This window comes from Streptomyces liliifuscus (assembly GCF_016598615.1).
Lineage (GTDB): Bacteria > Actinomycetota > Actinomycetes > Streptomycetales > Streptomycetaceae > Streptomyces > Streptomyces liliifuscus.
Window position 1 is genome coordinate 1,114,900 of sequence record NZ_CP066831.1, and the last position, 11,589, is coordinate 1,126,488.

The 11,589-nt window shown below is 68.8% G+C and carries 12 protein-coding genes; 3 read left to right on the forward strand and 9 right to left on the reverse strand.

The features are described from left to right. Positions 1-44: 44 nt before the first annotated feature. Positions 45-482: an Lrp/AsnC family transcriptional regulator gene (locus JEQ17_RS04795; RefSeq protein ID WP_200401298.1), complete on the reverse strand. Its 438-nt coding sequence runs from the start codon at positions 480-482 to the stop codon at positions 45-47. Positions 483-630: 148 nt separating this feature from the next. On the opposite strand from JEQ17_RS04795, the gene JEQ17_RS04800 reads away from it, so the two are divergent. Together JEQ17_RS04800 and JEQ17_RS04805 are read left to right on the forward strand one after the other, a co-directional pair. Next, entirely contained in the window at positions 631-1,548 is a 918-nt protein-coding gene (locus JEQ17_RS04800; protein ID WP_200394021.1) for an SMP-30/gluconolactonase/LRE family protein, read from the forward strand. A gap of 163 nt (positions 1,549-1,711) precedes the next feature. Then, complete coding sequence (locus tag JEQ17_RS04805) at positions 1,712-2,830, forward strand: hypothetical protein (protein WP_200394022.1); 1,119 nt, start codon at positions 1,712-1,714, stop codon at positions 2,828-2,830. 22 nt (positions 2,831-2,852) lie between these two features. On the opposite strand, the gene JEQ17_RS04810 is transcribed toward JEQ17_RS04805, so the two are convergent. The 7 genes from JEQ17_RS04810 to JEQ17_RS04840 form a co-directional block, all read right to left on the reverse strand. Further along, entirely contained in the window at positions 2,853-3,668 is an 816-nt protein-coding gene (locus tag JEQ17_RS04810; RefSeq protein ID WP_200394023.1) for an SAM-dependent methyltransferase, read from the reverse strand. Positions 3,669-4,045: 377 nt separating this feature from the next. Next, positions 4,046-4,837 (reverse strand): ATP-binding cassette domain-containing protein, encoded by a 792-nt coding sequence (locus JEQ17_RS04815; protein WP_200394024.1) that lies wholly within the window; start codon positions 4,835-4,837, stop codon positions 4,046-4,048. Between the two features lie 2 nt (positions 4,838-4,839). Further along, positions 4,840-5,904: an ABC transporter permease gene (locus tag JEQ17_RS04820; protein ID WP_200394025.1), complete on the reverse strand. Its 1,065-nt coding sequence runs from the start codon at positions 5,902-5,904 to the stop codon at positions 4,840-4,842. A 90-nt stretch (positions 5,905-5,994) separates the two neighbouring features. Next, positions 5,995-7,086, reverse strand: coding sequence for a sugar ABC transporter substrate-binding protein (locus tag JEQ17_RS04825; RefSeq protein ID WP_200394026.1), 1,092 nt, complete (start codon positions 7,084-7,086; stop codon positions 5,995-5,997). 761 nt (positions 7,087-7,847) lie between these two features. Beyond that, a complete protein-coding gene (locus JEQ17_RS50690; protein WP_325176242.1) occupies positions 7,848-8,225 on the reverse strand; it encodes a hypothetical protein in 378 nt (125 codons plus the stop codon). Positions 8,226-8,312: 87 nt separating this feature from the next. Beyond that, the gene (locus tag JEQ17_RS04835; RefSeq protein ID WP_200394027.1) at positions 8,313-9,842 is read right to left on the reverse strand and encodes a carboxylesterase/lipase family protein; all 1,530 of its coding nucleotides are present in this window, start codon (positions 9,840-9,842) and stop codon (positions 8,313-8,315) included. Between the two features lie 141 nt (positions 9,843-9,983). After that, entirely contained in the window at positions 9,984-10,364 is a 381-nt protein-coding gene (locus JEQ17_RS04840; protein ID WP_200394028.1) for a winged helix-turn-helix transcriptional regulator, read from the reverse strand. Positions 10,365-10,508: 144 nt separating this feature from the next. Between JEQ17_RS04840 and JEQ17_RS04845 the strand changes: the two genes are divergently transcribed. Beyond that, positions 10,509-10,916 carry a RidA family protein gene (locus JEQ17_RS04845; protein ID WP_200394029.1) on the forward strand — a complete coding sequence of 136 codons (408 nt, stop codon included), beginning with the start codon at positions 10,509-10,511 and terminating at the stop codon, positions 10,914-10,916. 51 nt (positions 10,917-10,967) lie between these two features. On the opposite strand, the gene JEQ17_RS04850 is transcribed toward JEQ17_RS04845, so the two are convergent. Continuing rightward, complete coding sequence (locus JEQ17_RS04850; protein WP_200394030.1) at positions 10,968-11,582, reverse strand: NUDIX hydrolase; 615 nt, start codon at positions 11,580-11,582, stop codon at positions 10,968-10,970. Positions 11,583-11,589 lie beyond the last annotated feature (7 nt).

An 11,589-nucleotide genomic window follows, 5' to 3' on the forward strand; every position in this document is an offset into this window, starting at 1 on the left:
CGATGGATGCCTCCCGGCACCCGACAAGCATCGGCCCGCCACCGTCAGTCGGCACGGACCGGCCGTTCGAAGAACGTCTCCAGCACGACCGTGGCCTGCGTCCCGTTCACGCCCTCGATCGCGTAGAGCCGCCGCAGGACGTCCTGCAACTGCTCCGTGGTGGCCGTGCGCACCTTCACGAGGACGGAGGCCGTGCCCGCGATGACATGGGCTTCCTGGATCTCGGGGATCGCTGCGAAGGATTCGGACGCCTCCCCCATCCAGGCCGACGAGTCGACCATGACGAAGGCGAGGACGCCCTGCCCGAGGGCGGCCGGGTCGACCTCCACGGTCGTGCGGCGGATCACGCCGCGTTCACGGAGCTTACGTACGCGATCGTGGGCCGCACCGGCCGACAGGCCGACCGCCCTGCCGAGCAACGCGTAGGCCTGCGCGGCGTCGCGCTGCAGCTCCGCGATCAGCGCCCTGTCGACGTCGTCCACGATCCCGTTGTCCATCCCCATGCCTTCACCATATCTGGTTCGGTCATATTATGATCACAGCGAATGGTGTTCAGGCATGCATGCCGTTCTGGTCCACATGACGTTCAGATTCGCATGACGTTCAGATCCGCGCGGAGAGAGGTTGGCCATGCCCGGCGAGATTCTCAACAATCTGTACGAGGTCCTGGATGAGCGCTTTCGCACCGGGCGGTGCGCGAACGGCGACGCGCGGCTGGAGCGGTTGCACTCCGACTGCCGCTGGGCCGAGGGGCCCCTCTATCTGCCCGCCTGGCGGCAGCTCATCTGGAGCGACATTCCCAACGACCGCCTGCTGCGCTGGGACGAGGCCACGGGCGCGATCGGGGTCTTCCGCTCCCCCGCCGGGCACATCAACGGCAACACGCTCGACCGCGAGGGCCGACTGGTGAGCTGCGAGCAGGGCAACCGCCGGGTCACCCGCACCGAGCACGACGGCCGCGTCACCGTGCTCGCCGACCGCTTCGAGGGCAAGCGGTTCAACAGCCCGAACGACGCGGTCGTACGCTCCGACGGCTCCGTCTGGTTCACCGACCCGGACTTCGGGATCACCAGCGACTACGAGGGGTTCCGCGCCGAGAGCGAGATCGGCAGCTGCGACGTCTATCGGATCGACCCCGTGACCGGCGGGATCCAGCGGGTCGCGGACGGTTTCGGCGGACCGAACGGCCTGGTCTTCTCGGCGGACGAACGGCAGTTGTACGTCGCCGACACGAGGGCCGGACAGATCCGCGTCTTCGACGTGCACGAGGATCGCACCCTCTCGGACGGCAAGGTCTTCGCCCAGCACACCGAGGGCGGCTTCGACAACATCCGCTTCGACGACGAAGGGCGGCTGTGGGCCGCGGCGTTCGACGAGGGCGTGCACTGCTACGACCCCGACGGCACCCTCATCGGACGACTGCGCGTGCCCGAGCCGGTCTCCAACATCGCCTTCGGCGGTCCGAAGAACAACCGGCTCTTCATCACGGCCACGACCTCGCTCTACTCACTCATGATGTCGGTGACGGGGCTGCCCCGGGTGCGGTGAGTGAGGGCCGTACGACTTCACGGCACCCTCGCTCAAGGGCGTCGGCGGGGGTGTTTCGGCCGATTTCCGACGGGCCACGAGATGCTCACCTCCGTGCATTGACCTCTTCGGCGTACTGCCCAACGGTGGATCCTCCCTACTCGGCACAAGAAGGGAAGTTCCCGTGCGAAGACGGCACTTCGTCAGTGGGTTGATCGGCACCGCGGCAGGGTTCGGGCTGACCACGGCGGCCGGGCCGTTCGCGGCCGCCCGCAGCTCCACCGCCGCGTTTCCCCCGGGCTGGCAGCCCGCGCCCGTGCCGAACGGGCAGGAGGCCGCGCAGCTCCTCGACGTGGCGGCCGCCGGTTCAGGGCTCGCGTGGGCCGTGGGCGAGGAAGGCCGGAACGGCTCCACACGGGGCAGGCCCCTGGCGATGGCATGGGACGGCACGACGTGGACGCGGAGCGGCCTGAGTCAGCTGGGATTCTCCGGGCAACTGCACTCCGTCGCCGGCAGCTCCCCCGACGCGGCGTGGGCCGTCGGCACCGACACCTCCGGCCACGGGCACCTTCTGGCCTGGGACGGCGTCACTTGGCAGGAGGTGGCGTACCCGGGGCACGAGGACACCGGGACCGAACTCACCGGCGTGACGGTTTCCCCCGACGGGCGGGCCTGGGTCTCCGGCCGCAACAGTGAGGGGCAGGGGCTGCTGCACTGGAACAAGCAGGTGTGGCGCTGGTGCGCGCTGCTGCCGAGCACGGTGACCGAGGCGCCGTCCGGCGTCCACCGCACACCGGATGGCGAGATATGGGTGTACGGAACCGATGTCGTCGCTCGCTGGGACGGAGCCTGGACCGAACTGCCGCCGCCCACAGGGTTCCGCTTCGGTGTCACCGGGCTTCTCGCCTGCGCCGACAACGACGTCTGGCTCACCGGCTACGACTACGGAGTCGGCGGGCCGCCCGGAAAGCCCCCGAGCTGCGTCCTGCGGCACTGGGACGGCACCGCCTGGAGCCATGTCACCCCGCCGTTCACCGTCGGCCTGCTCAGCGGGATCACCGGCGACGACCAGGGGCGGCCGGACCGTATCGCCGGCTGGGACTTCTGGGACCAGACACGGGCGCACTATCTGCGCTGGGACGGCACGGCCTGGGTGAGCGAACGCGGACCGCTCTCGACAACGCCGGTCGTACTCAACGCACTTGCCCGGATCCCCGGCACCGGCGAGTACTGGTCCGTCGGCACGACCTCTTCCTCCCCCTACCCGCCCGCCCAGGCGCGCATGGAGCACTTCGGCCCCTGAGGCCTGCCCGTACGACAGGCGGTCACGGCTTGCGGGCGAGGCCGCCGTGCTCGCCGACGGGTTCGGGGGTGGCGGAGGCGGGGTCCGGGCGCCAGAGGGGGACGGAAACGACCCCCGGCTCTATGAGATCCAGGCCGTCGAAGTACGCCGTGATCTCGTCGACGGTCCGCAGGTTGTACGGGACCGCGCCGCTCTCGTTGTAGGCGTCCTGGGCCTGCTCGAAGACCGGATCGATGCCCCGCGAACCGTCGTTGATGGACAGGTGACTGCCGGAAGGCAGCGCGTCCATCAGGCGGGTCACGATGGAGCGCGCCTGGTCGTGGTCGGCGACGTGGCCCAGGATATTGCTCAGGACAAGCGCGGTGGGGCGGGTGAGGTCCAGCGTCTCGGCGGCGGCCGCCAGGATCCGCTCCGGGTCCAGCACGTCGGCGTCGACAAAGGCGGTCACCCCCTCCGGGGTGGAGTGGAGCAGATCCCGGGCATGGGCGATGACCAGCGGGTCGTTGTCGACGTAGACGATCCTGGACTCCGGCGCGATGCGCTGGGCGACCTCATGGGTGTTGTCGGCGGTCGGCAGACCGGTTCCGACGTCCAGGAACTGCCGGATGCCCGCCTCGGCGACCAGGTACGTGATGTTGCGGCGCAGAAAGGCGCGGCTGCCGCGGGCGATGGTCACGATGCCGGGAAAGACGGCGGTGTACGCGTCACCGGCCTCCCTGTCCACGGGGTAGTTGTCCTTGCCGCCCAGCCAGTAGTTCCAGATCCGCGCCGAGTGCGGCACCGAAGTGTCGATCTCCTGATGCGCCTCGGGTCCGGGCGTCGTCACGTGGTCGGTCATGAGTGCAGCCCGTCTCTCGGCCGAGGCATGGATGGTCCGACGCACAACGTACGTCCCAACTGGCCTGGTGCGTAGAGCAGTTCACGTATCCCACAGGTTCGAGCGGTGGGTTTCGTGAAGTGGCCGGGCGGCGTTCCCCCACGTGTGAGCGGTCACGTCCCCTTTGGGCCCGTACCGAGCGGAGAGTGAGCTCCGCCCGGTACGGGCTGAGGACCGCGCGGACCGTGCTCCGGCCGCGCAGCTGATGACGGCCTCCGACTCGCGGGGGAAGGGCGCGAGTCGGTGACCGAAGCGAACACACCGGCCCGGCCGTCGAGGCAGCGCCCGCCCTCAGCACTTGCGACGGCACAGGACGAGCGGTTCGGGCGCCGGGCGAGTCAGGCGCCGGCCTGAAGCTCTGCCAGCTCGGCCTCGAGGTCGGCCATGGCCTCGCCGCCGGCCATGAGGTCGGTGATCTCTTCCCGGGTCCGTTCGCCCTTGCGGAAGTCGTCGGCCTTCTGGCCGCGGATGAGGACGGCGAAGTGGTCGCCGACCATCATGGCGTGCCGGACGTTGTGGGTGACGAGGATGACGGCGACACCCTTGGCACGGGCCTGCATGATGATCCGCAGGACGTGGGCGGCCTCCTTGACTCCGAGCGCCGCGGTGGGCTCGTCGAGGATGAGGACGTTGGCACCGAAGTAGACGGCTCGCGCGATGGCCAGGGCCTGGCGCTCACCGCCGGACAGACTGCCCACCAGGCGGGCACCGTCGGCGACGCGGGTGATGCCCAGGGACTGCATCTCACGGACGGCGATCTCGCCCGCCACCTTCTTGTCGAACAGCTTGAACGGGCCCCACCCCTTGGTGGGTTCGGCCCCGACGAAGAAACAGCGCCCCACACCCATCAGCGGGAACGTACCGCCGAACTGGTGCACGGTGGCTATGCCCTGGGCACTGGCGTCACGTGGGCTCTCGAAGTCGGCCGGTTCACCGTTGAGTTCGATGGTGCCGCTGGTCGGCTTGTGGAACCCGGAGAGGATCTTGATGAGGGTCGACTTGCCCGCGCCGTTGTCGCCGAGCAGACACAGCACCTTTCCGGCGTCCACCTCCAGGGAGATGTCCTGCAGCGCGTTGGTGCCGAGGAACGACTTGTTGACGCCCGTCAGGCGCAGAAGGGGTGCGGTCATGGTCAGGCCTTCTTCGCGGATCGGGGCGTGTACGACAGGGCGAGCCGACGGAACGTGTTGTTCATCAGGACCGCCGTGAGGATGAGGATGCCGAGGATGAGGCTGGCCCAGTCGGAGTTCCAACCGGTGTAGTAGATCCCCTGGTTGACGATGGCGAACGTCAGGGTGCCCAGCACCACGCCGAAGACCGAGCCGTACCCGCCGGTGAGCAGTACGCCGCCGATGACCACCGCGATGATGGAGTTGAAGACGAAGGACTGGCCGTTGGCGACCTGGGCGCCGTTGTAGAGGATGGTCTGGATCACGCCGACCAGCGCGGCACCGAAGCCGCTGGCCATGTACAGGGCGATCTTCACCTTGGCGACCGGGATGCCGGTGGCGCGGGCGCTCTCCTTGTCACCGCCGATGGCGAAGATCCAGTTGCCGTACTTCATCATCTGCAGCAGCACCGCGACGCAGGCCGCCAGGCCGATCCACCAGAAGATCGCGACTTCGAACTGGCCGCCGATCAGCTGCCCGAAGAGCGCCTTGGAGAGCGGGTCCGGCTTGACGGGAACGCTGGTCGTGCCGGTCGTGACCCGGGACAGACCGAGGGTGAGCCCGGCCATACCGGACAGCGTGGCGAGGGTGACGACCAGGGACGGGACGTTGGTGCGCGTGACGATGATCCCGTTGAGCAGACCCGTCAGGACCCCGAGAGCGAGCGCGAGCACGATGCCGACGATCATCGGCGCGCCCCAGTGGCCGGACACGATGGCAAGTGTCATGGAACTCCCGGCCAGCACCGAGCCCACGGACACGTCGAGTTCACCGGCAATCATCAGCAGTCCGACGGGGATGGCGATGATGCCGAGCTCCGCGGCGATGTTGAGCCAGCTCGCCGCGCCCGCCGGGGCCAGGAACTTCTCGCCTCCGAAGATCGCGAAGAAGACGAAGACACTGATGGTTCCGATGAGCGCGCCGGCCTCAGGACGGTGACGCAACTGCCCCAGCGGGCTCTCGGACTGCTTCGGTGGGGCGACGGCTGTCTCTTTCTCGGCCGTCGTGTCGGGAAGTGAGGTTGTCATCGGTCTGGTGTCACCTTCGTGGATCTCGGATGTGGTGCGCGGTCTACGGGGAAGAGGTGCCGGGCCCGGGCCGGGCCCGGCACCCGTTGGTCAGCGAACGCCGGCCTTGGTACCCGCGATCGCCTTGTCGACGTTGTCCTTGACGACCAGGAGCGGGCCGGTCAGGAGCGGGTTCTGCGGCGGGAGCACGCCGTAGGACAGGTACTGGTTGGCCATCGACACCGCGTAGAAGCCCTGCAGATACGGCTGCTGGTCGATGGCGAACAACTGCTTGCCGTCCTTGATCCGGTCCAGCTGGCTCTGCGACAGGTCGAAGGTGCCGAGCTCGACCTTGTCGCCGGCCTTGGCCTGCTCGATCGCGGCGGCGGCGCTGTCCGCGTCCTGGACGCCGATCGTCACCAGGGCGTCGATGCTGGAGTCCTGCAGCAACGCACCCTTGATCGCCTGTGTGACGGCCGACGGGTTGCCGAAGTTGGAGGAGGGCAGGGGCAGTTGCTTGGACGAGGAGCCCTTGCTCTTCGCACCGTCCTTGATGCCCTTGCAGCGCGCCTCCTGGTTGGCCGAGCCGGGCACTGTGTTGACGCACAGGATGTTCTTCGCGCCCTCTTCGGCGAACTTGACGCCGCCGGCCTTGCCCGCCACGTAGTCGTCCGACCCGATGTACTTGACGCCACCGACACGCTTGGCCGCTTCGGCACCGCCGGAGTTGTAGATGAACACCGGAATGCCCTTGGCCACGGCCTGCTTGATCGCGGCGTCCTGGTTCTCGGGGACCCAGTCCGGCACGAGGATCGCCGACGGGCTCTGCGATATGGCGGTGAGTGTCAGCTTGGCGGCGTCCGGGCCGAGGTTGTCGTAGTTCTGCGGGCCCAGGAACGTCACCTTGCCACCGCCCGCCTTCACCAGGTCGGCCGCGTCCTCGCCACCCCGCTTGATCGCGGACCAGAACGGGTCGTCGGGCTTGCCGCCGATGACGTAGATGGAGTTCTTGCCGTTGCCCTTGTTGGCGGCCGCCCCACCCCCGGCGGTCGCCGTCGACTTCCCGGCGCCGTCGTCGGTGGCCTTGCCGCTGGTGCACCCTGTCAGTGCGGTCGCTGCCACGGCGAGCACGCTGACCGCGGTCAGGGCCCTTCTGGAGAGACGTCGGCCGAGCAGCGGCCGTCCGATCTGAGTGCGTTCCATGTGCGGGGTACTCCTTCAGGTGATTCCGGGGGAGCGCTCGCCCGGGCCAGGCCAGGTGGCATCGGAGACGCGCCCGGGTTGTTGTGCGAGGGTTTGTCCCTCGTGAGACAAGGGAGAACCAGGGCTCACGGGGCTTTGAGGGCTGGGTGGCCGGCGGGCCGGACAGGGTCGAGCAGTGTTGCGCCCGCGCCGGGCACACGAGGGAACCAGGTGCAGACGAGGGGGGGGAGGGTCGTACGGCGGCCGCATGGCCGGTGGGGCCAAGCTCGGCGCATGGACATGAGCGGCATCGGCGACCGTTGGTCAGGTCACCTCGACACAGACATGTCCGTCACATCGCGTGTTTCTCGGGGCCGGCGTGCCGGCTTCGCTGATCACTGGCCGCACCCGGCAACGGTGCTCCGGTCAAGGATCTTGTACCTGTATCAAGGGCCAGGGAGAGCGTCGACAGACACGCACCGTCCGGGTCGTATGGGAACCACCACCCGTTAGCTCCGTATTTCTTAAAACGCTTTAAGCGGTGCGCAGAGCATGCTTGCGTTTCAGGAACGTGTCAAGACCCTGTTCTCAACCGGAAGCCGCCCCCTTCGTCCGCCCTCAGGTGCCACGCCCCGAACGGCCGCTCCCGGAGAGGCCGTTGCCGGCTTCGGCACGCCCGATGGCTGCCGATGCCGAGCGGCTCGACGCGCTCAGCGCACTTCCGCCGTGCTCCCCCGCTCGATCAGCGAGGGAGCGAGGACGATCTCGCGCTACGCGGCGCGTCAATGATCGAGGCGCTGCACGGCGGCCGTCACAGCCTGCCGGGCCTGCTCCTCGGCGTTCTGGCTGACGGTGGTCAGGTCGAAGCAGGCCGGCCGGGACAGGGCGTCGTCGTAACCGGCGACGGAGAGCGCCCGGACGGCATCGTGCGCTTCCTCGACTTCGTGCTCGACACGCGGCGCGACAACCGCGGCCTCGCGCACGTCCTGACCGGCGCGGGCCTCAGCCGGCTGACCGGCCTGTCCGCCCGCACGGTGGCCGCGTTCCGGCCGCACCTCGAACGTGGCCGCGAGGCCGGGCTCGTCCATTCCGACGTCGAGGACCTGATGCCGGCCTTCCCCATGGCGGCCGGCGCGATGGTGGACAACGACGTCGTCCACCGCGAGCAGCTGAACGACCGCGTCCGCGCGATGCTGCAGCGGGCCCTCTTCATCGACCGGGGCCGTCTGACGGCCGACCCCCGTGCTTCAGTCCCGCGCCGGGGACACCAAGGGCAGCGGGGAGAAAGTGTGCCGCTCCCAGAGCCGACGGGAGGTCTCCTCGGGGTAGGCGGTCGTGGTCGGTTCGGTGTCGAGCAGGTGGACGAGGCGCTGTTCGGTGTCGTACGGGGACCAGCCCGGGTCGCCCGTCCTGGCGAAGGCGGTCCAGGCGGAGCGGACATGGGCGGAGAGCGCCTCTGCCTCGGGGGACGGCTCGGGGCCGATCAGCATGCCGCCGAGTCCGTCGTAGACGCCGAAGGTCAGGGGTACGTCCAAGCCGTGGCAGGCGCCGAGGGCACCGCCGTCGGCCGGGGCGGGCCAGGTGAGTTCGTACAGGTGGGCCTGGCCGCCGCCGGCGGTCTGAGCCTCGGCCAGGTGCAGCGAGGGCATGCGGAACAGCCAGTCGGACTGGACGAGTTCGAAGAGGTACTCCGCGGAGGCGTCGGGGAACGCGGCGCGGTAGGACCGCTCGGGGTCCGGTGTCGGCCCGAACAGTCCGAGGGCCGTCGACGCGAGGCCCTCGTCGACCTGACCGAGCAGTCCGCCGAGGAGGAGGAAGAGCCTGTACTCGTCGCGGTTGTGCCCGGCGATCAGTTCGACGTCCCGTGCGCTGCCGTTCGCGAGCGCGTCCCACGGCGTGGTGGGCAGGATGTCGCCGTCGACGACGGGTGAGAACGGGGTGGGCGTGAGTGCGACCGGTCCCCAACGGTGCACGTACTCGCGCATCTCGGCGGTCAGTGCGGCGCCCGCCTCGGGCAGTTTGCGCGGGTCCACGGCGGACAGGTCGGCGACCGTCGGGCGCAGTCCCAGTTCGCCCGCGACGGCCTCGGCGATGTCGGCGGCCAGCTCGTTCGAGAAGAACGTACCCGGCACACTCTGCGCGACGGCCCGCCGGAACAGCCCCCGCGCCCGGGGCATGGACATCAGCGCGGCGATGGACCCGGCGCCGGCCGACTCGCCGAAGACGGTGACCTGGTCGGGGTCGCCGCCGAAGGCGGTGATGTTGTCGCGCACCCATTCCAGAGCGGCGACCTGATCGAGCAGGCCCCGGTTGGCTGGGGCTCCCTCGATCCGGAGGAACCCCTCGATGCCGACGCGGTAGTTGAGGGTGACCACGACCAGGTCTCCGTCCCGAGCGAGACGGCTGCCGTCGTAGGCGGGATCGTCGGCGGAGCCGAGCTTGTAGGCGCCGCCGTAGATCCACACCATGACCGGGCGGCGGGCCGCCGGATCGGCCTCCGGCGTCCAGACGTTGACGGTCAGCCAGTCGTCACCGGGCGGCGGTCCGTCGGCCGGGACGGGCGCGGGGCCGAACGGCTCCTGCGGGGGTGGCGGGCCGAACGCGAACGCCTCCCTCACCCCGTCCCAGCGGCCCGCCGGCCGCGGCGCCGCGAAGCGCGCCTCGCCCACCGGGGGCTGGGCGTACGGGATCCCGAGGAAGACCGCCAGGCCGTCCTCACGGCGACCGCGGACCGTGCCCGTCATGGTCGTGGCCTGGGGAAACTCTTCACTGCTCATGATCACTCCTCAACCGGGCCACCGCGGTCGCCCCGACCCGAGATTCACAGTGCGGCAGAAGTGAACCATATTTCACATGCCGAACCAATGGCTCATGTTCCAAGGTTCCGTCGCGTCTCCAAGGACGAACAGGAAGTGGCGTCAGCCGTCGAAGCTGCGGCGGGAGGCCTCGATGTGGCCGAAGTAGCGGTGGGTCCAGTCGCACATGCCGTCCACCGTCGCCCGTAGACCCTGACCCGGCTCGGTGAGGGTGTACTCGACCCGCGGCGGCACGGTGGGGTGCACCTTCCGGTCGACCAGGCCGTTGCGCTCCAGCATGCGCAGGTTCTGCGTGAGCATCTTGTGGCTGATGCCCGCGACCTCGTCCCGCAGCTCACTGAAGCGCAAGGTGCGCTCACCGAGTGACTCGATGATCAGGAGCGCCCACTTGTTGGCGACGTCCGAGAAGATCTCCCGCGCCAGAGAGTCCGCGCGCGTCAGGTCCGCCTCGTCGGGCGAGCCGCTGAACTGCTTGGTCACCATGAGGTTCCCCAGTCACCGAAAAGTGCGTTCTTCCATGTCAGCACACACTCTCCTACGGTTTCCCAGTAACCACAAGAGACCACGAGAGCCGTGGTTGGACGGAAACGAGCCCTCGAAGCAGGGGCTCCGCAACAAGGAGTCGGCATGGCCATCACTCTGGTGAACCCCGAAGGACTGACGAAGGTCGACCTCTACCGGCAGGTGTCGGTCGCCACCGGGTCGAGGATGGTCTTCCTCGCCGGGCAGGTCGCCTGGGACGCCGACGGGGTCACGGTCGGCGAAGGTGACTTCGCCGCACAGGTCGAGCAGTGCTACCTCAACGTCGGTACGGCCCTGGCCGAGGTCGGTGCCTCCTTCGACGACGTGGTGAAACTGACCGTCTACCTCGTCGACTGGACCCCGGACAAGATGCCCCTGTTCGCGGAAGGGCTCGCACGCGCCGCCGCGAAACTGGGAGTCACCCCCGCCGCACCGCTCACCGGGGTGGGAGTCGCCGCCCTGGCCGCGCCCGACCTCCTGGTCGAGGTCGAAGCCACGGCAGTCATCGACTGAAGTCGACTCGACGGGTGTTCCACCACCGCGTTTCGGCTCCCGGACGGCAGTTCAAAGGTGACCGCGGGCGGCCACGAGCTTGTGGGTGAACCTGTGCATGTGGGGGTCAAGAGTGTCCTCGGGTTCGGCGAGGACCTGTGACGGCGACAGCCACTTGATCGCCTCGAATTCATCCTCGTCGAAGCTGGTGACACTGTCGGCGTCCGCCTGGAGGACGTACCAGAGCGACACGTCGGTGTGCCGGCCCGCCCCGCGGGTTTGCGTGATGGTCAGGAAGAACGGCTCATCACCGGCGACCGGCGACGGGACGGCCTCGATGCGCAGTTCCTCACGGCACTCACGCACCACCGTGTCCCACGGGTCCTCCATCGGCTCGACGTGACCACCACTGGGAAGCCACAGACCGGCCTTCCGATGGGCAACCAGCAGAAGTTCGCCACGCTTCTCGTCCAGGACCACGAAGTAGCTGACCAGATGAACCGCCGGCACATCGGGTTTCCGCACCCGATGGAGCGGATCTCCACCGGCCACCCATTCCACGGCCTCGACCCGATGCACACACTCCTGCTCGTCCCAGGGACGAACCCCTTCCAGCAGACTCGTCAGCCGCACACGAAGCAACTGGTCAACCCTGTCTGAAGCATCGGTCGCATTCACCGTGCTCATGATGCCA